A 22,614-nucleotide genomic window follows, 5' to 3' on the forward strand; every position below is an offset into this window, starting at 1 on the left:
CGAGGTGTGCCCCGGACGACGACGGAGGAGCTGGCGATGTCAGGTGCGCTGCGCAAGACCATGGTGTACCTCGGGCTGGCCGAGGACGACGAGCACTATGAAGACGAGCTGTACGAGGAGTACGACGACGAGACCTCGCAGCGTCCCGAGGTGCCGCGCTCGGAGCGAAGCCAGGTCACGCCGCTGCCGACCCGGTCGCTGGCTCGGGTCGTCCCGGGGTCCGGTCACGGGGACCTGCACCGGATCACCACGATCCACCCGCGGACGTACAACGAGGCGAAGACCATCGGGGAGTCGTTCCGCGAGGGCGTGCCGGTGATCATGAACCTCAGCGACATGGGGGACTCGGACGCCAAGCGCCTCGTGGACTTCGCCGCGGGACTGGTGTTCGGCCTGCACGGCTCCATCGAGCGGGTGACGAACAAGGTGTTCCTGCTCTCGCCGGCGCACATCGAGGTGACGGCCGAGGACAAGGAGCCGACGAACACGGCTGGCTTGTTCAACCAGAGCTGACACGTGTCGCTGATCGTCGGCCTGCTCGGCCTCGTCGTCCTGGTGTTCTTCGTGTTCCTGATCGGGCGCCTGGTGCTCGACTGGATCCAGGCCTTCGCGCGGGACTGGCGGCCCAAGGGGATCACCCTGGTGCTTGCCGAGGCCGTCTACACCGTCACGGACCCACCGCTGCGCGCCCTGCGCCGGGTGATCCCGCCCCTGCGGATCGGCCAGGTCCAGCTGGACCTCGCCTTCATGATCCTGTTCATCGTGACGCTGCTGCTGCTCCAGCTGCTGCGCTAACGACCGTCCCCGACCCCGCTCCCAGCGGCGCGCGACCTGCTCGTTGGAGCGTCGAATCGACCTCCCACCTGCAGATTCGCTACGGTGGGCGGGCGACCCCAGACACCGAGAGGTGACCACATGCCGCTGAACCCCGAGGAAGTTGTCAACAAGCGCTTCAGCCCGACGAAGTTCCGTCAGGGTTATGACGAGGAAGAAGTCGACGAGTTCCTCGACGAGGTCGTCGCCGAGCTGCGACGTCTCAACACGGAGAACGAGGAGCTGCGCGCGAAGCTGACCGCGTGCGAGAGCCGCGTCGCAGAGCTGTCCCGCAATGGCGGACGGCGCGACGAGCCGGCGGCCAGCGGGCCCGTGGCCGTCGTGCCACCGACCCCTGCACCGGCGCCGGCTCCCGTGCCGACGCCTGCGCCCGCACCGGTGCCGACGCCTGCACCGGCTCCGGCTCCGGTCCCCGCAGCCGCCTCCACGGGTGGCTCGGAGAGCGCCGCCGGGATGCTCGCGCTGGCGCAGAAGCTGCACGACGAGCACGTCGAGGCCGGCAAGGCCGAGCGCAACAAGATCGTCAACGAGGCGCAGGAGCACGCGGCTCGGCTCGTGCGTGAGGCGGAGGCCAAGCAGCGCGAGACCCTCGGCGATCTCGAGGAGCAGCGTCAGGTGCTCCAGCGCAAGGTCGAGCAGCTGCGCAACTTCGAGCGTGAGTACCGCAGCCGCCTCAAGGCCTACCTCGAGGACCAGCTCAAGCAGCTGGAGGCGAAGGCCTCCGCTGGCGGTTCGGAGCCGGAGGCAGCCAGCGGGACGGGCTCCACGCCGTCCGCTGAGGTCACTCCGCTGCCGACGCGCGGCGGCACCTTCGGCGGCAACGACGGCGACCGCCAGGGTCAGGCCGAGACGCCGCGGTTCCCCTTCGGGAGCTGACCGCAGCGCATCTCGGCTGCGAGCGGGGAGCAACGCGCCAGGACCACCGGAAGAATCCGGTGGTCCTGGCGCGTCCGTGTGCGGCGCGTCGAATTGAGCTCGTCGTGCGCGCCGCCTATCCTTCCGGCACCACGCCGAGCGGCGCGGCTGATTTCCGGGTGGGGCACAGGATCGGTTCGCTTCGCAACGAGGGAGACACGATGGCCAGGTCGAGCGTCGCAGGGACCGCACGACGTGCAGTCGGAGGCGTCGTGCTGTCGGCTGCTCGAGTCGCCAAGAAGGTGACCACCAGGAAGGTCGCCGCAGCTCCCGCGAAGAAGGCGGCTCCGGCCAAGAAGGTCACGGCGGCGAAGAAGGCGGCTCCGGCGAAGAAGGCGGCTCCGGCGAAGAAGGTCACGGCGGCGAAGACGGTCACGGCGGCGAAGAAGGCGGCTCCGGCGAAGAAGGCGGCTCCGGCGAAGAAGGCGGCTCCGGCGAAGAAGGCGGCTCCGGCGAAGAAGGCGGCTCCGGCGAAGAAGGCGGCTCCGGCCAAGAAGGTCACGGCGGCGAAGAAGGCGGCTCCGGCGAAGAAGGCGGCTCCGGCGAAGAAGGCGGCTCCGGCGAAGAAGGCCGCTCCGGCGAAGAAGGCCGCTCCGGCGAAGAAGGCGGCTCCGGCGAAGAAGGCGGCTCCGGCGAAGAAGGCGGCTCCGGCGAAGAAGGCGGCTCCGGCGAAGAAGGCGGCTCCGGCGAAGAAGGTCACGCCGGCGAAGAAGGTCACGCCGGCGAAGAAGGTCACGCCGGCGAAGAAGGCGGCTCCGGCGAAGAAGGCGGCCCCGGCGAAGAAGGCGGCCCGCGCGCTGCGGGTCCGCGAGGACGAGTCGCCCTGGACGGCAGCGGAGCTCCGCGAGGTCAAGCGCGAGCTGTCCGCGGACGTGGCCCGCCTCGAGGGCGAGATCTCGCACGCGGAGAGCGACTTGCAGGACCTGCTCCGGGACTCCGGTGACGGCGCGGGCGACGACCAGGCGGATGCGGGGGCCAAGACCTTCGAGCGCGAGCAGGAGATCACGCTCGCCAACAACAGCCGCGAGATGCTCGAGCAGAGCCAGCGTGCGCTGGCCCGCATCGAGGACGGCACGTACGGCATCTGCGAGTCGTGCGGGCACCCGATCGGCAAGATGCGACTCCAGGCCTTCCCACGTGCGACCCTGTGCGTGTCATGCAAACAGCGCCAGGAGCGTCGCTGAGCGACGCCGCCCCCCAGCCCAGGCAGCCCCGCAAGGGGCTGCTCGTCGTCCTCACGCTCGTCGCGGTGGGGGTCTACCTGCTCGACCAGCTGAGCAAGGCGGTCGCGGTCGCCCGGTTGACCGCCGGTGACCCGGTCGAGCTCGTCGGCGACCTCCTGCGACTCGACCTGACCCGCAACTCGGGTGCCGCGTTCTCGCTGGCCACCGGCATGACCTGGGTCCTGACGGTGGTCGCCATCGTGGTCGTGGTCGTCGTCGTGCGCTCGGCCCGACGGCTGGCCAGCCTGCCGTGGGCGATCGCGTTGGGCCTGCTGCTGGGTGGCGCCCTGGGTAACCTGACGGACCGGCTGCTGCGCGACCCGGGCTTCGGTCGAGGTCACGTCGTCGACTTCATCGCCTACGGGCACCTGTTCATCGGGAACGTGGCCGACATCGCCATCGTGGCGGCCGCGGGCCTCATCGTCGTCCTGGGCCTGCGCGGCACGAACCTCGACGGCTCGCGCCCCGTGGCAGCCGCCCCGGCGCAGACGGACGACCAGCCCGATGACTGAACCCGAGGCAGAGTCCGGCGAGCTGCGTGCCCTCCCGGTCCCCGAGGGGCTGGAGGGCGAACGCCTGGACGCCGCGATGGCCCGGCTGTTCGGACTGTCCCGGACCCGTGCGGCCGAGCTCGTCGCGCAGGGCAACGTGCAGCTGGACGGCAAGTCCACGGCGAAGTCCGACCGGGTCAGCGGCGGCTCGTGGCTCGAGGTGCGGCTGCCGTCCCGGCGGGTCCAGCCTGCGGCGGTCTCCGAGCCCGTCCCGGGGCTGCGTGTCGTGCACGACGACGACGACATCGTCGTGGTCGACAAGCCGGTCGGGGTCGCCGCGCACCCCAGCCCGGGCTGGACCGGCCCGACCGTGGTCGGTGGACTGGCTGCGGCCGGCTACCGCATCTCGACGTCCGGTGCCGCGGAGCGGCAGGGCATCGTGCACCGGTTGGACGTCGGCACCTCGGGCCTGATGGTCGTGGCCAAGAGCGAACGGGCCTACACGCTGCTCAAGCGCGCCTTCAAGGAGCGCACGGTCGAGAAGGTCTACCACGCGCTCGTCCAGGGCCACCCGGACCCGCTGCGCGGCACCATCGACGCGCCGATCGGGCGCCACCCCCAGCACGACTACAAGTTCGCCGTGACGGCCGGCGGCAAGCCCAGCGTCACGCACTACGAGGTCCTCGAGGCCTTCCGGGCGGCCTCGCTCGTCGAGGTGCACCTCGAGACCGGACGAACCCACCAGATCCGGGTGCACTTCGCCGCCCTGCGTCACCCGTGCGTGGGCGACCTGACCTACGGGGCCGACCCCACGCTGGCCCAACGGGTGGGGCTGCAGCGCCAGTGGTTGCAGGCGATGCGGTTGGGTTTCGACCACCCGTCCAGCGGCGAGTGGGTCGAGTTCGAGAGCACGTACCCGGACGATCTTGCCCATGCGCTCGAGGTGATCTCGGCCGTCTGACGGCGTGTCCAGCCGCGACACGCGGGCTGGCCTGGATCGTTGCCGGGGGTGGCCGGAACTGTCGGTCCGCCGACCTAGACTCGGCCCATGCCGTCGAGCTCCACCCCGTCCTCCGCTGCCCCCTCAGGCGGGCCCTCGTTCGCCCACCTGCACGTGCACACCGAGTACTCGATGCTCGACGGCGCGGCGCGGATCGACGACCTGATGGCCGAGGCGGCCCGGCAGGGGATGCCCGCCGTCGCGACCACCGACCACGGCTACATCTTCGGGGCCTACGAGTTCTGGAAGGCCGGCCAGCGGCACGGCGTCAAGCCGATCATCGGGCTCGAGGCGTACCTGACGCCCGGCACCAGCCGATTCGACCGCACCCGGGTGAAGTTCGGCGACGGCGGCCGCAACGACGTCTCCGGCTCCGGGGCGTACACGCACATGACGATGCTGGCCCGCACGACGGGCGGCATGCACAACCTGTTCCGGATGGCGTCGCTCGCCTCCTTGGAGGGCTACTACTTCAAGCCCCGGATGGACCGCGAGCTGCTGCAGACCTACGGCGAGGGCCTGCTCGCCACCACCGGGTGCCCCAGCGGCGAGGTGCAGACCCGGCTCCGGCTCGGCCAGTACGACAAGGCGGTGGCCGCGGCGGCCGACTTCCGCGACATCTTCGGTGCCGAGAACTTCTACTGCGAGCTGATGGACCACGGGCTGGGCATCGAGCGCCAGGTCCAGCAGGACCTGCTGCGCCTGGCCCGCGAGCTGGGTCTGCCGCTGGTGGCGACGAACGACCTGCACTACACCCGGGCCGAGGACGCGAAGGCGCACGCCGCGCTGCTGTGCGTGCAGTCCGGCTCGACCCTCGCCGACCCGAACCGCTTCAAGTTCGACGCCGACGACTTCTACCTCAAGAGCGCCGCCGAGATGCGGCACACCTGGCGCGAGCTGCCGGAGGCGTGCGACAACACCCTGCTCATCGCCGAGCGCTGCGAGGTCGGGTTCACCGAGGGCGAGGGCCGGTTCATGCCGCGCTTCCCCTGCCCCGAGGGTGAGGACGAGACCTCGTGGTTCATCAAGGAGGTCGAGCGAGGGCTGCTGGAGCGCTACCCCTCGGGAGTGCCCGATGCGGTCCGTCGCCGCGCCGAGTACGAGACCGGCGTCATCGTCTCCAAGGGCTACGCGGGGTACTTCCTCGTGGTCGCCGACTTCATCGGCTGGGCCAAGGCGCACGGCATCCGGGTCGGCCCCGGCCGCGGGTCGGGCGCGGGCTCGATGTGCGCCTACGTCATGAAGATCACCGACCTCGACCCGCTGCAGCACGGGCTGATCTTCGAGCGCTTCCTCAACCCCGAGCGCATGTCGATGCCGGACTTCGACGTCGACTTCGACGAGCGGCGCCGGGGTGAGGTGATCCGCTACGTCACCGAGAAGTACGGCGAGGAGCGCGTCGCCCAGATCGTCACCTACGGCACGATCAAGGCCAAGCAAGCGGTGAAGGACGCGGCCCGGGTGATGGGCTTCCCGTTCGCGATGGGCGAGAAGCTCACCAAGGCGATGCCGCCGGCCATCATGGGGAAGGACGTGCCGCTGGCCGGCATCTTCGACCCGAACCACAAGCGGTACAGCGAGGCGGGCGAGTTCCGCGTCGTGCACGACACCGACCCGGACGCGCGCGAGGTCGTGAAGACCGCGCTGGGGCTGGAGGGGCTCAAGCGCCAGTGGGGCGTGCACGCGGCCGGCGTCATCATGTCCAGCGAGCCGCTGCTCGACCTGATCCCGATCATGCGCCGCGAGCAGGACGGCCAGATCATCACCCAGTTCGACTACCCGAGCTGCGAGACGCTCGGCCTGGTCAAGATGGACTTCCTGGGCCTGCGCAACCTCACGATCCTGGACGACGCGCTGATCAACGTCCGGATGAACCGCGACGAAGAGGTCGACCTCGACGCGATGAGCAAGACCCTGAACGACCCGCTGACGTTCGAGCTGCTGGGTCGCGGCGACACCCTCGGTGTCTTCCAGTTCGACGGTGGCCCCATGCGGGCTCTGCTGCGGTTGATGAAGCCCGACAACTTCGAGGACATCTCAGCCGTCGGTGCGCTCTATCGTCCGGGCCCGATGGGCGCGAACAGCCACACGAACTACGCGCTGCGCAAGAACGGTGCGCAAGAGGTCAGCTACCTGCACCCTGAGCTCGCCGAGGCGCTCGAGCCGATCCTCGGCACCACGTACGGCCTGATCGTGTATCAGGAGCAGGTCATCCTGATCGCCCAGCAGCTGGCCGGCTACTCGCTGGGCAAGGCCGACCTGCTGCGCAAGGCGATGGGCAAGAAGAAGCGCGAGGTGCTGGACGCCGAGTTCGTCGGGTTCGAGGCGGGCATGAAGGAGCGCGGGTTCTCGGCGGCGTCGATCAAGGCACTGTGGGACGTGCTGGTGCCCTTCTCCGACTATGCGTTCAACAAGGCGCACAGCGCGGCGTACGGCCTGGTGTCGTACTGGACGGCGTACCTGAAGGCGCACTACCCCGCCGAGTACATGGCTGCCGTGCTGACCAGCGTGCGCGATGACAAGGACAAGTCGGCGCTGTACCTGGGGGAGTGCCGGCGGATGGGCATCAAGGTGCTCCCGCCGGACGTGAACGAGTCCGTCGCGAACTTCGCCGCGGTCGGCACCGACATCCGGTTCGGTCTCGCCGCGATCCGCAACGTGGGGACGAACGTCGTCGAGGCGATCGTGGCGACCCGTGAGCAGAAGGGCGCGTTCACCTCGTTCAAGGACTTCCTGCGCAAGGTGCCGGCGGTCGTCTGCAACAAGCGCACGATCGAGTCGCTGGCCAAGGGCGGCGCCTTCGACTCGATGGGCCACCCTCGTGGCGGCCTGGTCAAGATCCACGAGCAGTACGTCGAGACGCTGGTCGAGGTCAAGAAGAAGGAGGCCATCGGCCAGGACTCCCTGTTCGCCTCGCTGATGCCCGGCCCGCAGGACGACGCCGGTTCGCTGGACGACTACGACGGCCTGCCGGAGATCCCGCCCTTCGAGTGGGAGAAGCGGGACAAGCTCCGCTTCGAGCGCGAGATGCTCGGGCTGTACGTGAGCGACCACCCCTTGTTCGGCATCGAGCACGTGCTCAGCAGCGCCGCGGACTGCTCGATCGCCTCGCTCCTCACGGACGAGTCGCGGCCGGACGGCGCCAACGTGACCATCGCGGGCATGATCAGCGGCCTCCAGCGCAAGATGACCAAGGCGGGCAACCCGTGGGCCATCGCGACGGTCGAGGACCTCGAGGGAGCCGTCGAGGTGCTCTTCTTCCCGCAGAGCTACCAGACCGTCTCCACGATGCTGGCCGAGGACCTCGTGGTCGTGGTCCGCGGGCGGCTGAACCGCCGCGACGAGGTGCCCACCCTGTACGCGCAGGAGATGACGATCCCCGACGTGAGCGAGGGCCCGCGCGGTCCGGTCGTCATCGCGATGCCGCTGGCCAGGTGCACCCCGCCGGTCGCGGAGCGGCTGAAGGACGTGCTGGCCACCCATCCCGGTGTGACCGAGGTGCACCTGCGGCTGACCCAGTCCGGCAAGGCCACGGTGATGCGGTTGGACGATCGGCTCCGGGTCACCGCCGGCCCAGCGCTGTTCGGTGAGCTGAAGCAGCTGCTCGGCCCGTCCTGCCTCGTCGGGTGAGGATCCGTCCGTTCGGGGGCCTGTAGGACGGTTTCGCCCCCGGTGTCGGACGCCTTGCCTAGACTGACCCGACTCCCGCGGGGCGTTCCTGTGGGCGAGCAACCAGGGGGACCCTTCCATGACCCAGCCGCCGAGCGGTGCCACGCCGCCCCGCGACGACCACGACCAGACCGCGAGCCAGCCCTGGGCACCCCAGCCCTACGCAGGCGGCGAGGTGCTCGACGCCAGCCAGGGAGCCGACGGAGGGCCCGAGTCATCCAGCGGCCGCCGTCGCGGTGTGCTGATCGGCGCGGGCGTGCTCGTCGTCGCGCTGCTCGGTGCCGGCGCCGCCTTCGCCGCCGCCAAGCTCGGCGGCGGCGGCGCGCAGCCGGACGAGGCCGTGCCGGCATCGGCGGTGGCGTTCGTGGCCGTCGACCTGGACCCGTCCTCGGGTCAGAAGATCGACGCCCTGCGGTTCCTGCGCAAGTTCCCCAAGGCCGCCGACCAGATCGGCAAGGACGACGACCTGCGCAAGGCCCTGTTCGACTCGCTCAAGGACGACGGCACGGTCACGGGCGACTGGGCCACGGACGTCGAGCCGTGGCTGGGCGACCGGGCCGGCGTGGCCGTGCTGCCGCCGGTGCAGGACGGGGACGACCCGGGGGTGGTCGTGGTCCTCGCGGTCAAGGACCAGGGCAAGGCGAAGGCCGGCCTGGCCAAGGTCGCCGGCGGCGACGCGTCCTGCGAGGTCACGGCCGACTTCGCCGTCTGCGCTGAGGAGGCGGCCACCGCCAAGAAGGCGGTCGCGGACGCCGAGCGGAGCCCGCTGTCGGAGTCGAAGAACTACGCCAGTGACGTGGACGCCGTGGGAGACACCGGCATCGTGCACGCCTGGGTCGACGTCGCTGCGGCGCAGGCCGTCGTGCCCACCACCGGTGGCGTGGACTCGACCCTCAGCGGTCTGGACGCGAGCGGCCGGGTGGCGGTCGCCCTGCGCTTCGACGGCCCGCACCTCGAGCTGGCCGGCAAGACGGTCGGCGCCAAGCTGCCCGCGAAGGCCGGCAGCGTGTCCATGGCCGACCTGCCGGCCTCCTCGCTGGCGGCCGTGGGCGTCAGCGGTGCCGACGAGTCGGTCCGGGCCGCGTACGACCGGCTGCGCAAGGCCGCCGAGCAGGCGCTCGGCGCAGGCGCTCTCGACCAGCAGCTCGACGCGATCCAGCAGGAGACCGGGATCGCCGTCCCGGACGACGTCGTCAAGGCGCTGGGTGACCGGGTCTCCGTGGTGTTCGGTGGCCTCGACGGCCAGACCCCGAAGGTCGCTGCCCGCCTGAGCGGCGATCGCGGGACCCTCGACAAGATCGTCAACGCCGCCCGTGAGCAGGGTGGACTCGAGCTGGCCACGGCCCCGGCCGGTGCAGACACCGTGCTGGCGTCCACGCAGGCCTACGCGGACGAGGTCGCCAAGGGCAAGGGGCTGGGGTCTGCCAAGGCCTTCACCAACGCGGTCCCGAGCGCGAAGGACGCCCAGGCGGTGCTGTACGTCGACATCGCCCAGGTCGTCGCCCAGCTGGGTGACGAGATGAACATCAGCGACGAGGACCGCAAGGTTCTCGCACCCCTGTCCTCGTTCGGGGCGAGCCTGCACCGAGACGGGGGCGACGCCACGTTCGACATCCGGCTCACCACGAAGTGAGCCGACAGTCGATGATGTGGTCGTGAGCATCAGCGCCGGAGTCGTCATCCAGCCCGCCGCCGCCCCCCGCAGGGGGTGGCGGCGGCTGGGGCGCGTCACGCTCATCGACCTCGGCCTGGCCGTGGTCGGGGGGGTTCTGCTCGGCGTCGCGTGGCGCCTGCTCGCACCCGTCGCGACCGCTCAGCTGATCGACGGCGGCGTCTACCTGCAGGGCCACCAGGAGCTGGAGGCCGCGCAGGACGGGTGGCTCGCCATCGTGCTGGGCCTGGCCGGCGTCCTGGTGGCGACGGTCCAGGCCGTCCGGGCCCGCGAGCCTCAGGCCGTGCGAGCGGTGCTGGCCGTCGTCGGGCTGGGGATCGCCGGGGTGATCGCCTGGCAGGTCGGCCAGTGGCTCGGCCCGGACTCGTTGCGCCACCAGATCGACGCGCACACCACGCCACTGCGCACGCCGCTGGAGCTGCACTCGGCGGGGGTCCTGCTGTTCGGGCCGCTGCTGTTCGCCATCACCCGCTGCCTCGCCGCCCTGTTCAGCGCCCCGCGCCGCTGAACGCGTCCGGGAGGCCGCTAACCGCGGTCGGACGGGCGCCGGGCCAGGTCCACGGCCGGGACCGACGGCACCACGGACCACAGGACGCGTTCGCGACGGAGCAGGCTGCGCGCGGTGCGCAACCTGGCTGCCGCGTCCGACGCGGCCAGCAGGGACTGCCGCTCCGCCAGGTGCAGGAGCATCGAGGCGGTGATCACGTACGACAGCAGGGTCGGGTCCTCCAGCGCGGGGGAGGTGGTGGCGCCGTCGCGGCCCATGCCGAGGCGGTCGCAGTACTCGACGAACTCGCTGCGGACCTCCTCGACCAGCAGCGGGTCGACGGGCGTGGCCGGCTCGTCGAGCCACGCGACCTCACCCGTCAGGTAGGCCGTCCCCGCGTCGCCGTCCAGCCGATCCAGCCGGAACCGCTCACGCCCGACCGCGACGACGTCGCAGCTGCCGTCGTCGTTGCGGTCGACCTCCAGGACCTCGGCGGCGCAGCCCACGTCGAAGAGCGCACCGAGCCGGTTCGCCCCCACCTCGTGCCCCTTGCGGATCCCCAGGACGCCGAACCTGGCCCCCGGGACGGGCTGCTGCTCGTCGTCGCCGAGGACGTCACGCAGCAGGTCGAGGTACCGCGGTTCGAACAGGTGCAGTGGCAGGACCTCGCCCGGCACCAGGACGGTGCCGAGCGGGAAGAGCGGCAGTCGCGCGGTCACCGCCCCACTCTAGGCACGATGCCCGTCAGCCACCCGCGCGCGATCAGCTCCACGGCCACCATCACGGCAACCGACTGGACCATGAGCAGCGCGACCAGGACCACGAGCTGCACCGCGGCGGCGTCGACCGGGCTGGCCCCGCCCAGCAGCATCCCCACGAAGGCACCCGGCAGCGTGACCAGCCCGACCGTCCGCGTCTGGTCCAGCCCGGGCACCAGGGCCAGCGCTGCGTCGTCCCGGGCCACCAGCAACGCGGAATCGCGCGAGCTCAGCCCGATGGAGACCCCGGCCTCGTACTCGCCCCACCTGGTCGTCAGCGCGTCCAGGCAACGCCGTCCGGCCAGCACCGTGGCGGTCATGGCACCGCCGACGAGGATCCCGCCGATCGGCACCAACGCCGTGCCCTCGAGCGGGACCAGACCGGTCACCAGCACGAGCAGCAGCGCCGGGACGGACCCCGCCAGGACGGGCAGGAAGGCGAGCAGCCCACTGCGCTCGCGGGTCAGCCGGCGACCGGCCGTCACGCTGGCGACGGTCGCCATCAGCAGCAGGAAGGCGAAGGTCAGGGCGAGCGAGTCCAGGACCGCCGCGATGATCAGGGCGACCACCAGCAGCTGGAGCAGTGCCCGCCCGTTCGCGCGCAGCACCGCCCAGCCCTGCCCGAGGGAACCCGCCACGTTGACCAGCACCGCAGCGGCCGTGCTGAGCACCACGACCAGGACGAGGGCGACCCGGGCAGAGGTGTCGTCCAGGCTGACGACGGCGGCCGACCGCAGCAGTCCTGACGTCGCCGTGACCAGCACGTGGGAAACGTACCGCGCACGACGTGGCAGCCGGGCCGTCGCGTCGGCGTCCCTGACTAGAATGTCCGGGTGATCGCGCGTACCGACCTGCGCGGACGCCCGCTGGACGCGGCGTCGCTGCGACAGGTGCTGCCCCGGGCCGAGTTCGACGTCGAGGCCGCCCTCGACGCCGTCCGACCGATCTGCGCGCAGGTGCAGCACGGTGGCGCCGGGGCGCTGCGCGACCTCGGCGAGCGGTTCGACGGCGTGCGCCCGACCGACCTGCGGGTGCCGGCCGCGGCCCTGCACGACGCGCTCGCCCAGCTCGACGACGGCGTCCGCGCCGCCCTCGAGGAGTCGATCCGACGCACCCGGCTCGTGCACCGCGACCAGCGCCGCCACGACGTGACCACCCAGGTCGCCGAGGGTGGCACGGTCACCGAGCGCTGGATCCCGGTCGGCCGGGTCGGCCTCTACGCCCCCGGCGGGCTCGCGGTGCTGGCCAGCAGCGTCGTGATGAACGCCGTCCCCGCCCAGGAGGCCGGCGTCCCGTCCATCGCCCTCGCCAGCCCGCCCCAGCGTGACAACCCGCCGCGGTTCGCCGGCCTGCCGCACCCGACGGTGCTGGCCGCCTGCGCCCTGCTGGGCATCGACGAGGTCTACGCCGTCGGCGGCGCCCAGGCCATCGCGATGTTCGCCTACGGCGCCCGCGAGGACGACGGCACCGTGGTCTGCGCGCCGGTCAACCTGGTCACCGGCCCGGGCAACATCTACGTGGTGGCCGCCAAGCGCCTGCTCAAGGGCGTCATCGGCATCGACTCCGAGGCCGGCCCCACCGAGATCGCCGTGCTCGCCGACGACACGGCCGACCCGCACCTCGTCGCCGCGGACCTCGTCAGCCAGGCCGAGCACGACCCGCTGGCCGCGGCAGTCCTGGTCACCGACGACGAGGACCTCGCAGACGCCGTGGAGGCGGCGCTCGCCGAGCAGGTCGCCGCCACCAAGCACACCGAGCGAGTCCGTGCCGCGCTCGGCGGACGCCAGTCCGGCATCGTCCTGGTCGACGACCTCGAGGCCGGTCTCGCGGTGTGCGACGCCTACGCCGCCGAGCACCTCGAGATCCACACCCGGGACGCCGCCGCCGTGGCCGCCCGGGTGCGCAACGCCGGGGCGATCTTCGTCGGTCCCTACGCCCCCGTCTCGCTCGGTGACTACCTTGCAGGCAGCAACCACGTGCTGCCGACCGGCGGCTGCGCCTGCCACTCCAGCGGCCTGTCCGTGCAGTCCTTTCTGCGCGGCGTGCACGTCATCGAGTACGACCGGGCGGCCCTCGAGCAGGTCGCCGACCACGTCGTGGCGCTGGCCGAGGCCGAGGACCTGCCCGGGCACGGCGACGCCGTGCGGGCCCGTGCCCGCGGCCGCGGGTGAGCACCGTCAATAGACTCGACCCCGTGGGCTCCACCTCCGTCGGTCCGGGTCTTGACGCGCTGCCGTTGCGCGACGACCTGCGCGGTCGCCTGCCCTACGGTGCACCGCAGATCGACGTCCCCGTTCGGTTGAACACCAACGAGAACTCCTACCCCCTGCCCGAGCCGGCGGCGCTCGCGGTCGTCGCGGCGCTCGCCCTCGAGGTCCGTCAGCTCAACCGCTACCCCGACCGTGAGTTCACCGCCCTCCGTACGGCGCTCGCCACGTATCTCGGGCACGACCTGACCGCGGACCAGGTCTGGGCGGCGAACGGCTCCAACGAGGTGCTGCTGCACCTGTTCCAGGCGTTCGGCGGCCCGGGACGCACGGCCCTGGGCTTCACCCCGGCGTACTCGATGCACCCCAACATCGCCGCGACCTCGGCGACGGCGTGGGTGGACGGTCTGCGCGGTGCGCCATCCGGACAGTTCGACCTGACCGCCGAGTCGGCGGCCGAGCAGGTCGCCCGGCACGACCCCGACCTCGTCATGCTCTGCTCGCCGAACAACCCGACCGGCACCGCCCTCGGGCTGGACGTCGTCACCGCCGTGTACGACGCCACGGACCGCGCGGTGGTGGTGGTGGACGAGGCCTACGCGGAGTTCGCCCGGACCGGCACGGCCAGCGCGTTGACCCTGCTGCCCGGTCGCGAGCGCCTCGTCGTGACCCGCACCATGAGCAAGGCGTTCGCGTTGGCCGGCGCGCGACTGGGCTACCTGGCGGCCGACCCGGCGGTGTGCGACGCCCTGCGGCTGGTCCGGTTGCCCTACCACCTGTCGTCGCTGACCCAGGCGGCCGCGCTGGCGGCCGTCCGGCACGCACCCGACCTGCTGGGCAGCGTGCAGGTGCTGCGCGAGCAGCGCGACCGCATCGTGACCGAGCTGGCGGGGCTGGGCCTGGCCCCGGTGCCCAGCGACGCGAACTTCGTGCTCTTCGGCGGCCTGGCCGATCCCGTGGCCACCTGGCAGGCGCTGCTCGAGCACGGCGTCCTGGTCCGGGACGTCGGGATCCCCGGGCACCTGCGCGTGACGGCCGGGAACCCGGACGAGACCAGCGCCTTCCTCACTGCCCTGACCCGCGTCCTCGAGGAGACACCGTGACCGACCCGACCACCGATCGCCGGGCCGTGCTGGAGCGGGCCACCGGGGAGAGCAGCGTCCGCGTCGAGCTCGACCTGGACGGCACGGGCCGCTCCAGCATCAGCACCGGTGTCGGCTTCTACGACCACATGCTCGCCAGCCTGGCCAAGCACGCCCTGTTCGACCTCGACGTGCAGGCCACCGGGGACACCCACGTGGACGCCCACCACACGGTCGAGGACGTCGCCATCGTGCTGGGCGAGGCCCTGCGGGAGGCCCTCGGCGACAAGGCCGGCATCGCGCGGTTCGGCGACGCGCTGGTGCCGCTCGACGAGACGCTGGTGCAGGCCGCGGTCGACGTCAGCGGGCGCCCGTACTGCGTGCACACCGGCGAGGCCGAGGGGCAGCAGTACGTGGTGATCGGCGGCACCTACGTGGGGTCGCTGACCCGGCACGTGTTCGAGACCTTGGCCCACCACGCCGCGATCGCGCTGCACGTGCGGGTGCTCAGCGGGCGCGACCCGCACCACGTCGTGGAGGCCCAGTTCAAGGCGGTGGCTCGCGCCCTGCGGGCCGCGGTCACGCCGGACCCGCGGGTCGGGGGCGTGCCCAGCACCAAGGGCGTGCTGTGAACCGAGTCGTGCGCCGGCGAGCACCGTGAGTGCGCCTCGCGTCGTGCTCGTCCTGCGCGGACGGCTGGACGGTGTGCGGGCCTGGGCCCGCTCCGGGCTGGTGCCGGTGTGGATCGTGCCGGACGTCGCGTGGACCCTCGTCGTGCCCGCCGGCCCCGCCGAGTCCGCGCCGCCCTACGACGACCCGGTGGCCCTGCTCGGCGGCCGACCCGTGCCGGGCCGGCTGCGGCCGGTGATGTGCTTCGTCGCGGACGGACCGCGGGCCGCCGTGACGCTGCAGCGCGGTCGACGACAGGACGCCCGCTGGCTCGGCTGGACCGGCGAGATCGGTCCACACCGGGTCGACGACCTCCCGCTGGCGTCCCCGGACCTGCTGGCGGAGCTGGCCGGCGTCGGCGCGCAGGCGCGCACCGACCGGCGGGCCGACCTCCGCGAAGCCCTGCGACCGGACGGCCGCAGCGGCGCCGACGTCGTGGACGACCTGCTGCGCGCCCTGGGGCTGCCCGGGGCCGGGCTCACCCTGGGGGCCGTCGCCGCGGGTGACCTGCCGGGAGCCGTCCGGATCGAGCCGGACGACAAGCTCGTGCAGCGGTTCGACCGCTACGCCGCCGACGAGGCCAGGCTGTCCGCCCAGCTCGAGGAGGGCCAGTGAGCACGCCCCAGGTGGTGGTCCTCGACTACGGCTCGGGCAACGTGCACTCGGCCGTGCGGGCCCTGGAGCGAGTGGGCGCGCAGGTGCGCCTCACCGCCGACCGCCAGGGCGCGCTGGACTGCGACGGGCTGGTGGTGCCCGGGGTCGGGGCGTTCTCGGCCTGCGTGGCCGGCCTGGCTGCCGTTCGTGGCCCCGAGCTGGTCGACCGGCGGCTGGCCGGGGGGCGACCGGTGCTGGGCATCTGCGTCGGCCACCAGGTCATGTTCGAGCGTTCCACCGAGCCGTACGCCGCCGGCGTGCTCGACGGGCTGGGGGAGTGGCCCGGGGTCGTCGAGCGGCTGCCGGCGGACGTCGTCCCGCACATGGGGTGGAACACCGTGCAGGCCGCTGAGGGCTCACGGCTGTTCGCCGGGGTCGAGCAGGAGCGCTTCTACTTCGTGCACTCCTACGCCGTGCAGCGCTGGCTGCTCGAGCCCCACGACGGCCAGGTGGCGCACTTCAGCGCCCCTCGGGTCAGCTGGTCCGAGCACGGCGTGCCGTTCGTCGCCGCGGTCGAGAACGGACCGCTGTCGGCGACCCAGTTCCACCCGGAGAAGAGTGGGGACGCCGGTGCGCACCTGCTGGAGAACTGGGTGCGGTCGCTGTGACCGCCACCCCGTCAGACCCCACCCCGAGGAGCGTTCCTGTGTCCGGTGAGCCCAGGCTCCAGCTGCTGCCCGCGGTCGACGTGGCCGACGGGCTGGCCGTCCGCCTCGTGCAGGGTGAGGCGGGCAGCGAGACCTCGTACGGCGACCCGCTGGCGGCCGCCCTGGCCTGGCAGCAGGACGGCGCCGAGTGGATCCACCTCGTCGACCTCGACGCGGCCTTCGGGCGCGGCACGAACCACGAGCTGCTCGCGACCGTCGTGGCACGGCTGGACGTCGCCGTCGAGCTCAGTGGTGGCATCCGGGACGACGAGTCGCTGGCCCGCGCCCTGGGTACGGGCTGCGCCCGGGTGAACCTGGGCACCGCCGCGCTGGAGGACCCGGAGTGGACCGCGGCGGCCATCGCCCGCCACGGCGACCGCATCGCGGTCGGGCTCGACGTCCGGGGGACGACGCTCGCCGCGCGCGGCTGGACGCAGGAGGGCGGCGACCTGTGGGAGACGCTGGAGCGCCTCGACCGGGACGGCTGCGCGCGGTACGTCCTGACCGACGTCACGAAGGACGGCACGTTGCGCGGGCCCAACGTCGACCTGCTGCGCGAGCTGTGCGAACGCACGAGCGCCCCGGTGGTGGCCAGCGGCGGCGTCTCCAGCCTCGAGGACCTGGCGACCCTGCGGACGCTGGTGCCGTTGGGGGTCGAGGGTGCCATCGTCGGCAAGGCGCTGTACGCGCAGGCGTTCACGCTCCCGGACGCGCTCGACGTGGCCGGCCGGCCCGGTCCGGGCTGATGACGCAGGTTCCGTCGGGCGACTCCGCGGGCACGGCCTGGTCGGGTCGGACGTTGCCCGCCGGGGGCTTCGACGGCGATGACGGCGCCGTCGATCCCGCTGTGGCACAGGCGCTCTCGGCGCTGGAGTCCGGGCAGGGTGCGGCGCAGCAGGTGGTGGCCGCCCTGGCGGCGGCGCGGGTCCTGGTGCCCGTGGTCGCCGTCCTCGGCGAGGGTGAGCAGGCCGCGCACGGCCTGGTCGACAAGAGCGCGGACATGGCGGTCGTGACGTTGACCGCGCCGGACGGACGCCGGGCGCTACCGGTGTTCAGCGGCCTGGAGTCGTTGCAGCAGTGGGACCCCACCGCCCGCCCTGTCCCGGTCGACTGCCGTCGAGCGGCGGTCTCCGCGGTGGCCGAGGGGTGCGACGTGATGGTCCTGGATCCGGCCGGACCGGTGGCGTTCGTGGTGTCCCGCCCCGCTGTGTGGGCGTTGGGGCAGGGCCGCGCGTGGGTGCCGGCCCACGAGGACCCGGACGTGGCCCGGGTGCTGCAGGGCGCCGCCGCGCAGGTGCCGGGCGTCGTCGGCCTGCGCGCCGAGCGCGGCGACCAGGTGGACCTGCTCGTCGTGGTGCTGCTGGCGGTCGGCCTCGACCGCGACGAAGCCCGCGCGGCGGTCGCGGCGGTTGGCGAGCGGCTGCAGTCGGACGACCTGCTGCGCGAGCGGGTGGAGGGCGTCCAGCTCCGGGTCGAGCCCGCGGCCTGACCCGCTCAGGTCGCCAGCGCCTTCTCGATGTCGGAGGTGATCGACTCGGGCTTGGTGGTCGGCGCGTAGCGGTCGATCACCTGACCGTCCCGGCCGACCAGGAACTTGGTGAAGTTCCACTTGATCGAGTCGCCGAGGATGCCGCCCTTCTCGGTGCGCAACCAGCGGAAGATCGGGTCCGCGCCGTCCCCGTTGACCTCGACCTTGGAGAACAGCGGAAAGGTCACGCCGAAGTTGCGCTCGCAGAAGCCGGCGATCTCGTCGTCCGCACCGGGCTCCTGGCCGCCGAACTGGTCGCACGGGAACCCCAGGACGCGCAGGCCCTCGCTGGCGAACTTCTCGTGCAGCTCCTGCAGGCCCTGGTACTGCGGGGTGAAACCACACTGCGATGCGGTGTTGACCACCAGGAGCACGTCGCCGGAGTAGGTGGCCAGGTCGACGGTGGTGCCGTCGATGCTGCGGGCGCTGAAGTCGTTGATCGAGGTCACGTGGTGAGTCTGTCATCGCCCGCGCCGAACCACCGGGTGAGGGCCCGCGGCAGCTCGGGGTCCGTGAGGTCACCGGCCCAGGCGACGTGCCCGTCGGGCCGGATCAGCACGGCGGCCGGTGCCTCGACCTCACCGAGGACCGGCAGCTCCCAGGCGCCGTCGTAGCCGGCCTCGACCCGCCGGACCCGGTCCGCCCACGGGCCCAGGTCGAAACCATGGGGTTCACCCAGGTCGAGGAGCACCGGGTGGGCGTCGTGCAGCAGGGCGAACACGCGGGTGGGACCCTCCGCGGTCCGCAGGTCGAGGTCCGGCATGCGCCGCCCGAGCAGCGGGTGCCCCTCGCCGAGGTCGTAGTGGATGTCCAGGCCCGAGATCATGCCGGCGGTGCGGCGGCGGGGCTCGTCCACCGCCAGGTGCTCGAGCACCGCGTCGCGCAGGGCGCGGCTGCGCTCGTCGGTGCGCGCGAGGGCGACCTGGGCCATGGTGTTCTGCAGCACACGGGCGCCGACCGGGTGCCGTTCGGAGTGGTAGGTATCGAGGAGGTGCTCGGGTGAGGTCCCGGCGACCACCTGGGCGAGCTTCCAGCCCAGGTTGACCGCGTCCTGGACCCCGGTGTTCAGGCCCTGCCCGCCTTGCGGGCCGTGCACGTGGGCGGCGTCCCCGGCGAGCAGCACCCGGCCCTGGCGGTAGGACGCCGCCTGCCGGGTCAGGTCGGTGAACCGGGAGATCCAGGTCGGGCTGTGCACGCCGAAGTCGGTGCCGTAGGCAGCAATGAGGGCCTCACGGAGGTAGGCGAGGGTGGGCTCGGTGGTGTGCCCGACGCCCTCCTCGAGCAGGACGACCCCGTACGGCCCGCCGCCCTCGGCCCGGTTCACCGGCCCGATGCCACCGCCCTCGGGTCGCCGGCCGACCGCCGGTTCCACGGCCATCTGGACCTCGGCGATCAGGAAGCTGGACGTCGGGTCCCAGCCGGCGAAGTCGATGCCCGCGGCCTTGCGGACCAGGCTGCGCCCGCCGTCGCAGCCCACGACGTACCGCGCTCGTAGCGTGGTCCCGTCGGACAGCTGCACGTCGACGCCGGTCTCGTCCTGGGCCAGGCCTTCCACCTCGCAGCCGTGCCGGATGCGGACGCCGAGCTCGCCGACCCAGCCGGCCAGGATCGGCTCGAAGTCCCGCTGCCAGAGCGCGAGCAGGTACGGGTGGCGGGTCGGGAAGTCGCTGAGGTCGAGCGTGGTCCCGGCGTACCCGACGAACGGGTGCACCTGTCCCGCGGAGACGAACCGTTCCGCGACGCCGCGCTGGTCGAGCACCTCGATGGTCCGCGCGTGCAGGCCGCCGGACCGCGATCCGTCGAGGTCCTGGCTGGCGCGGCGTTCGACGACGACGACGTCGGCGCCGCCCAGCGCCAGCTCGGCCGCCAGCATCAGCCCGGTCGGGCCCCCGCCGACGATCACCACCGCGTGCTCGGTCATCGGCCCAGGTTTCCACAGTCGGCCACTGCCGCCCGAAGATCATTTCGTGGAATGCTGCCCGACGCACGGCGCCCGCGTGGGCGCCCCGCCGAAGGAGCTCCCGTGACCACCCAGTCCAACCTGCAGGCGAAAGGCTTTCTGGCCACCCTGTTCGACTTCAGCTTCACGTCGTTCCTGACCCTGCGCTTCCTGAAGGTCATCTACACCGTGCTGGTGGTGCTCGTCCTGCTCGGCGGTCTGTCCATCTTCATCGCGTTCGCGTCGCGGGGCGTGGGGGGCTTCATCGCCGGGCTGGTCCTGGCTCCGCTGCTCGCCCTGGTGTACCTGGTGATCGCCCGCATCTCGCTCGAAGTCGTGGCGCTGTTCTTCCGGATCGGGGAGAACACCTCGGTGATGGCCCGGGCGGCGCTGGCCGACGGCGTCGTGGCCCCGGCCTCGCCGTACGGTCAGCCGCCGGTCGCGCCGCCGACCTCGTCGACCGAGCCGACCTCGCCGATCACGTCGACCGAGCCGACCGAGCCGCCCTTCCCGCCGTCCACCACCGACCCCCTGGGGTAGCAACGCTGAACGACGTCCGAACGGATCGCACCCATGCGTGCGATCCGTTCGGACGTAGGCGAGACTCCCGGGGTGCCGCTGACTCCCTACCGCCGCGTGCTGGCCGTACCCGGCGTCCCGTCACTGACGCTGCTCGGCATCGTCGCCCGGCTGCCGAACGCAGGCACCGGCGTCATCGTCACCGTGCACGTGGTGCAGACCCTGGGGCGCAGCTACGCGGCCGCGGGACTGGTGGTGGCGGCACTGACCATCGGCACGGCCATCGGTGCGCCGTGGCGCGGGCGCATGGTCGACCGCCTGGGGCTGCGCCGGGCGCTGCTGCCCTCGCTGCTGGCCGAGGGGGTGGTGTGGTCCAGCGCGCCCTGGCTCTCCTACTGGTGGCTGGTCGGCGCGGTCGTCGTCGGGGGAGTCTTCTCGCTGCCCGTCTTCACCGTGATCCGGCTCGCGCTGTCGGCCATGGTCCCGGTGGCCTTGCGGCGCACCGCGTTCGCGCTGGACTCGGTGAGCGTCGAGGTGTCCTTCATGGTGGCGCCGGCCGCCGGCATCCTGGTGGCGACGCACATCTCGACCACCGTCGCGCTGATCGCCCTCGGCGCGACGTCGGTGCTGGCCGGGATCGGCCTGTTCGTGATGAACCCGCCGACCCGCACGCCCGAGGGCAACGCCAGGGCGGCTGGCCACCCGTCGATCCCGATCGACGACGGGCCCAAGCCGAAGATCGCCGTGACGGCACCGCTCGTGCTCGTGCTGGTCGCGACGTCCGCGGCCACGGTGGTCCTGGCCGGCACCGACGTGTCGATCATCGCGACGCTGCGCGCGAGCGACCAGCTGCAGTGGACCGGCCTGGTCGCCTCGGTGTGGGCGTTCGCGTCACTGCTCGGCGGCGTCGTGTACGGCGCCATCCCGCGCTCCATCCCACCGACCTGGCTGCTGCTGGGCCTCGGCGCGCTGACCATCCCGGTCGCGCTGGTCAGTGGCCCGCTGGCCCTGTGCCTGGCCATGGTGCCGGCCGGGTTCCTCTGCGCGCCGGTCATCACCGCGACGGCCGAGGTCATCGCCGAGCTCGTGCCCGAGGAGGTCCGCGGCGAGGCGATGGGCTGGCACGGCTCCGCGCTGACCGCCGGTATCGCGCTGGGCGCCCCGCTGGCCGGCTACGCCATCGACAAGGTCGCGCCCTGGGCCGGCTTCGTGACCGTCGGGGTCACCGGCACCGTCGTGGCCCTGGTCGGCCTCGCCGTGTTCTCCCTCCGGGCCCGCGAGCCGCGCCCGGCCTGACGGTCCGCCGCGATCGCGGGCAGAATCGAGCGATGCGCATCGAGCTCGTCCGCGGCGACATCACCACCCAGGACGTCGACGCCGTCGTCAACGCGGCGAACTCCGGGCTGCTCGGTGGCGGTGGGGTGGACGGCGCGATCCACGCCGCCGCCGGCCCCGAGCTGCTCGAGGCGTGCCGGCGCCTGCGGGCCAGCACGTTTCCCGACGGCCTGCCGACCGGTAAGGCGGTCGCCACCGACGCCGGGCGGCTGCCGGCCCGCTGGGTCATCCACACGGTCGGCCCGATCTACCCGCGTGCGGCGGACCCGGCGTCCGACCTCGCCTCGGCCTACCGCCAGTCCCTGCGGGTCGCCGACGAGCTCGGCGCCGGTTCGGTGGCGTTCCCGTCGATCTCCACCGGCGCCTACGCCTACCCGCTGACCGAGGCGGCGCCGATCGCGCTGCGCACGGTGGCGACGTCCGGCAGCTCCGTCGAGCTGGTGCGGTTCGTGCTGTTCGGTGGCGCGGCGCTGGACGCCTTCCGGCGCGCCGAGCGCGACCTCAGCTGACGGGGCCGGTCAGCTTCTCGCCGGGGCCCTGACCGGGCGGGTCCGGCACGAGTGACGCCTCGCGGAAGGCCAGCTGGACCTGGCGCAGCCCGTCCCGCAGCAGCGACGCGTGCTGGCTCCCCACCTCGGGGGCGGCCGCGGTGACCAGCCCGGCTAGCGCGGTGATCAGCTTGCGGGCCTCGTCGAGGTCCTGGTGCTGGGCGGCGTCCTCGTCGTGACCGAGGCCGCACTTCACGGCCGCCGCGCTCATCAGGTGCAGCGCCGTCGTGCTGATCAGCTCGATGGCCGGGACGTCGGCGATGTCCCGCTCGGGGGAGTCGCTCGGGCCGCCGGGAATAGGTGCTGCGCCGTCCATGCTGTTACCCTTGCAGACTGACCGACCGGACTTGTCGGCGGCCTTCGGGTCAACGGCGGGTCAGGTACGCAAGAGGAGTCTCTCCCACCCGGGTGACCACACGGTTGCCGGGTTACGGTCC

Annotated in this window: 24 protein-coding genes; 19 read left to right on the forward strand and 5 right to left on the reverse strand. The window is 72.5% G+C overall.

What is annotated here, in order from left to right; translation table 11 throughout:
* The first annotated feature begins 36 nt into the window (after window positions 1-36).
* The 9 genes from ABEB17_RS09735 to ABEB17_RS09775 all read left to right on the forward strand — a co-directional run bounded on the left by ABEB17_RS09735 (window position 37) and on the right by ABEB17_RS09775 (window position 10,312).
* Window positions 37-513 (forward strand): cell division protein SepF, encoded by a 477-nt coding sequence (locus ABEB17_RS09735; RefSeq protein ID WP_345716504.1) that lies wholly within the window; start codon window positions 37-39, stop codon window positions 511-513.
* 3 nt (window positions 514-516) lie between these two features.
* Window positions 517-795: a YggT family protein gene (locus ABEB17_RS09740; protein ID WP_345716505.1), complete on the forward strand. Its 279-nt coding sequence runs from the start codon at window positions 517-519 to the stop codon at window positions 793-795.
* Between the two features lie 120 nt (window positions 796-915).
* Window positions 916-1,710: a DivIVA domain-containing protein gene (locus ABEB17_RS09745; protein ID WP_345716506.1), complete on the forward strand. Its 795-nt coding sequence runs from the start codon at window positions 916-918 to the stop codon at window positions 1,708-1,710.
* 200 nt (window positions 1,711-1,910) lie between these two features.
* Entirely contained in the window at window positions 1,911-2,933 is a 1,023-nt protein-coding gene (locus ABEB17_RS09750) for a TraR/DksA family transcriptional regulator (RefSeq protein WP_345716507.1), read from the forward strand.
* A complete protein-coding gene (gene lspA, locus ABEB17_RS09755; RefSeq protein ID WP_345716508.1) occupies window positions 2,906-3,484 on the forward strand; it encodes a signal peptidase II in 579 nt (192 codons plus the stop codon). Before ABEB17_RS09750 ends, lspA begins: the two co-directional genes overlap by 28 nt.
* Entirely contained in the window at window positions 3,477-4,424 is a 948-nt protein-coding gene (locus ABEB17_RS09760; protein ID WP_345716509.1) for an RluA family pseudouridine synthase, read from the forward strand. Before lspA ends, ABEB17_RS09760 begins: the two co-directional genes overlap by 8 nt.
* Window positions 4,425-4,511: 87 nt before the next feature.
* Window positions 4,512-8,093, forward strand: coding sequence for a DNA polymerase III subunit alpha (dnaE, locus tag ABEB17_RS09765; protein ID WP_345716510.1), 3,582 nt, complete (start codon window positions 4,512-4,514; stop codon window positions 8,091-8,093).
* A 118-nt stretch (window positions 8,094-8,211) separates the two neighbouring features.
* Window positions 8,212-9,765: a DUF3352 domain-containing protein gene (locus tag ABEB17_RS09770; protein WP_345716511.1), complete on the forward strand. Its 1,554-nt coding sequence runs from the start codon at window positions 8,212-8,214 to the stop codon at window positions 9,763-9,765.
* A 22-nt stretch (window positions 9,766-9,787) separates the two neighbouring features.
* Window positions 9,788-10,312 carry a hypothetical protein gene (locus ABEB17_RS09775; RefSeq protein WP_345716512.1) on the forward strand — a complete coding sequence of 175 codons (525 nt, stop codon included), beginning with the start codon at window positions 9,788-9,790 and terminating at the stop codon, window positions 10,310-10,312.
* 17 nt (window positions 10,313-10,329) lie between these two features.
* Here the strand turns inward: ABEB17_RS09775 and ABEB17_RS09780 are convergent, their stop codons facing one another.
* Together ABEB17_RS09780 and ABEB17_RS09785 are read right to left on the reverse strand one after the other, a co-directional pair.
* Window positions 10,330-11,010 (reverse strand): LON peptidase substrate-binding domain-containing protein, encoded by a 681-nt coding sequence (locus ABEB17_RS09780; protein WP_345716513.1) that lies wholly within the window; start codon window positions 11,008-11,010, stop codon window positions 10,330-10,332.
* A complete protein-coding gene (locus tag ABEB17_RS09785; RefSeq protein ID WP_378226965.1) occupies window positions 11,007-11,810 on the reverse strand; it encodes an ABC transporter permease in 804 nt (267 codons plus the stop codon). The genes ABEB17_RS09780 and ABEB17_RS09785 overlap by 4 nt, the downstream gene beginning before the upstream one ends.
* 72 nt (window positions 11,811-11,882) lie before the next feature.
* On the opposite strand from ABEB17_RS09785, the gene hisD reads away from it, so the two are divergent.
* Genes hisD through ABEB17_RS09820 form a run of 7 tightly spaced genes read left to right on the forward strand, consistent with a single transcriptional unit; the run spans window position 11,883 to window position 17,797 of the window.
* Window positions 11,883-13,220 carry a histidinol dehydrogenase gene (gene hisD / locus ABEB17_RS09790; protein ID WP_345716514.1) on the forward strand — a complete coding sequence of 446 codons (1,338 nt, stop codon included), beginning with the start codon at window positions 11,883-11,885 and terminating at the stop codon, window positions 13,218-13,220.
* A gap of 23 nt (window positions 13,221-13,243) precedes the next feature.
* Window positions 13,244-14,359, forward strand: a complete 1,116-nt coding sequence (locus ABEB17_RS09795) for a histidinol-phosphate transaminase (protein ID WP_345716515.1) — start codon at window positions 13,244-13,246, stop codon at window positions 14,357-14,359.
* A complete protein-coding gene (hisB, locus tag ABEB17_RS09800; protein WP_345716516.1) occupies window positions 14,356-14,970 on the forward strand; it encodes an imidazoleglycerol-phosphate dehydratase HisB in 615 nt (204 codons plus the stop codon). Before ABEB17_RS09795 ends, hisB begins: the two co-directional genes overlap by 4 nt.
* 25 nt (window positions 14,971-14,995) lie before the next feature.
* On the forward strand, window positions 14,996-15,622 hold the full coding sequence (locus ABEB17_RS09805) for a hypothetical protein (RefSeq protein ID WP_345716517.1): 627 nt from the start codon (window positions 14,996-14,998) through the stop codon (window positions 15,620-15,622).
* A complete protein-coding gene (gene hisH, locus ABEB17_RS09810) occupies window positions 15,619-16,269 on the forward strand; it encodes an imidazole glycerol phosphate synthase subunit HisH (protein WP_345716518.1) in 651 nt (216 codons plus the stop codon). Before ABEB17_RS09805 ends, hisH begins: the two co-directional genes overlap by 4 nt.
* Window positions 16,270-16,307: 38 nt before the next feature.
* On the forward strand, window positions 16,308-17,054 hold the full coding sequence (gene priA / locus ABEB17_RS09815) for a bifunctional 1-(5-phosphoribosyl)-5-((5-phosphoribosylamino)methylideneamino)imidazole-4-carboxamide isomerase/phosphoribosylanthranilate isomerase PriA (RefSeq protein WP_345716519.1): 747 nt from the start codon (window positions 16,308-16,310) through the stop codon (window positions 17,052-17,054).
* Entirely contained in the window at window positions 17,054-17,797 is a 744-nt protein-coding gene (locus ABEB17_RS09820; protein WP_345716520.1) for an SseB family protein, read from the forward strand. Before priA ends, ABEB17_RS09820 begins: the two co-directional genes overlap by 1 nt.
* Window positions 17,798-17,802: 5 nt before the next feature.
* Here the strand turns inward: ABEB17_RS09820 and ABEB17_RS09825 are convergent, their stop codons facing one another.
* Window positions 17,803-18,285: a glutathione peroxidase gene (locus ABEB17_RS09825; protein WP_345716521.1), complete on the reverse strand. Its 483-nt coding sequence runs from the start codon at window positions 18,283-18,285 to the stop codon at window positions 17,803-17,805.
* Complete coding sequence (locus ABEB17_RS09830) at window positions 18,282-19,757, reverse strand: FAD-dependent monooxygenase (protein WP_345716522.1); 1,476 nt, start codon at window positions 19,755-19,757, stop codon at window positions 18,282-18,284. Before ABEB17_RS09830 ends, ABEB17_RS09825 begins: the two co-directional genes overlap by 4 nt.
* A 102-nt stretch (window positions 19,758-19,859) precedes the next feature.
* Here ABEB17_RS09830 and ABEB17_RS09835 point away from each other — a divergent pair, with 102 nt between their 5' ends.
* From ABEB17_RS09835 to ABEB17_RS09845, 3 genes are all read left to right on the forward strand, one after another.
* Window positions 19,860-20,315, forward strand: a complete 456-nt coding sequence (locus ABEB17_RS09835) for a DUF4282 domain-containing protein (protein ID WP_345716523.1) — start codon at window positions 19,860-19,862, stop codon at window positions 20,313-20,315.
* A 72-nt stretch (window positions 20,316-20,387) separates the two neighbouring features.
* Window positions 20,388-21,590 carry an MFS transporter gene (locus ABEB17_RS09840; RefSeq protein ID WP_345716524.1) on the forward strand — a complete coding sequence of 401 codons (1,203 nt, stop codon included), beginning with the start codon at window positions 20,388-20,390 and terminating at the stop codon, window positions 21,588-21,590.
* A gap of 32 nt (window positions 21,591-21,622) precedes the next feature.
* Window positions 21,623-22,138, forward strand: coding sequence for an O-acetyl-ADP-ribose deacetylase (locus tag ABEB17_RS09845; RefSeq protein WP_345716525.1), 516 nt, complete (start codon window positions 21,623-21,625; stop codon window positions 22,136-22,138).
* Here the strand turns inward: ABEB17_RS09845 and ABEB17_RS09850 are convergent.
* The gene (locus ABEB17_RS09850; RefSeq protein WP_345716526.1) at window positions 22,131-22,493 is read right to left on the reverse strand and encodes a DUF1844 domain-containing protein; all 363 of its coding nucleotides are present in this window, start codon (window positions 22,491-22,493) and stop codon (window positions 22,131-22,133) included. The genes ABEB17_RS09845 and ABEB17_RS09850 overlap by 8 nt on opposite strands.
* Window positions 22,494-22,614 lie beyond the last annotated feature (121 nt).

Origin of the sequence: Angustibacter luteus (genome assembly GCF_039541115.1) — a bacterium.
Taxonomy (GTDB): Bacteria; Actinomycetota; Actinomycetes; order Actinomycetales; family Angustibacteraceae; genus Angustibacter; species Angustibacter luteus.

Coding starts and splice junctions, on each gene's coding strand:
- ABEB17_RS09735 (WP_345716504.1), top strand. CDS start 37: ATGTCAGGTGCGCTGCGCAAGACCATGGTGTACCTCGGGCTGGCCGAG.
- ABEB17_RS09745 (WP_345716506.1), top strand. CDS start 916: ATGCCGCTGAACCCCGAGGAAGTTGTCAACAAGCGCTTCAGCCCGACG.
- ABEB17_RS09750 (WP_345716507.1), top strand. CDS start 1,911: ATGGCCAGGTCGAGCGTCGCAGGGACCGCACGACGTGCAGTCGGAGGC.
- lspA (WP_345716508.1), top strand. CDS start 2,906: ATGCAAACAGCGCCAGGAGCGTCGCTGAGCGACGCCGCCCCCCAGCCC.
- ABEB17_RS09760 (WP_345716509.1), top strand. CDS start 3,477: ATGACTGAACCCGAGGCAGAGTCCGGCGAGCTGCGTGCCCTCCCGGTC.
- dnaE (WP_345716510.1), top strand. CDS start 4,512: ATGCCGTCGAGCTCCACCCCGTCCTCCGCTGCCCCCTCAGGCGGGCCC.
- ABEB17_RS09770 (WP_345716511.1), top strand. CDS start 8,212: ATGACCCAGCCGCCGAGCGGTGCCACGCCGCCCCGCGACGACCACGAC.
- ABEB17_RS09820 (WP_345716520.1), top strand. CDS start 17,054: ATGACGCAGGTTCCGTCGGGCGACTCCGCGGGCACGGCCTGGTCGGGT.
- ABEB17_RS09830 (WP_345716522.1), bottom strand. CDS start 19,757: ATGACCGAGCACGCGGTGGTGATCGTCGGCGGGGGCCCGACCGGGCTG.
- ABEB17_RS09845 (WP_345716525.1), top strand. CDS start 21,623: ATGCGCATCGAGCTCGTCCGCGGCGACATCACCACCCAGGACGTCGAC.
- ABEB17_RS09850 (WP_345716526.1), bottom strand. CDS start 22,493: ATGGACGGCGCAGCACCTATTCCCGGCGGCCCGAGCGACTCCCCCGAG.